A 428-nucleotide genomic window follows, 5' to 3' on the forward strand; every position below is an offset into this window, starting at 1 on the left:
TATTGTGATGGCTCACACAGTCGATGCCCAAAACGGTGCTGTTACCAATGCGCCTGTTACTTTCAACCTACCAGACCCGACAACCACTGGCATTGTGAGCTTATCGCCTTCTACAGTATTGACCAGTGAAGTCGCTGCGCCTGTAGAGCCGATGATTGGCGAGCGAGCGGTAATTATTCCTAAGGGTACGGCTTATATCCGCTTACGCGTGATAGACCCAGCCAAAGCGGAAAAATTGATTGCAAGTGGCTATATGGTAAAAGCCGCATCTAACGGTAATGTAACACAAACACTCAATGTACCTCTCACCAAAACTCCCTCACAACCGACAGTGAATGACATTGCTAAAGTCAATTTGGTTACAGATGTTAATACGCTAACTACCAATAATGGTGATACAATCAACGTAACTGCCCAAGTGCGTGATG

General features: G+C 46.0%; 1 protein-coding gene. It reads left to right on the forward strand.

Annotated elements, in window-relative coordinates; genetic code table 11:
* Window positions 1-428, forward strand: a 428-nt coding sequence (locus J1781_RS00220) for a hypothetical protein (RefSeq protein ID WP_217232999.1), incomplete at both ends; no start/stop codon positions are given.

Origin of the sequence: Rahnella perminowiae (genome assembly GCF_019049695.1) — a bacterium.
Lineage (GTDB): Bacteria > Pseudomonadota > Gammaproteobacteria > Enterobacterales > Enterobacteriaceae > Rahnella > Rahnella perminowiae.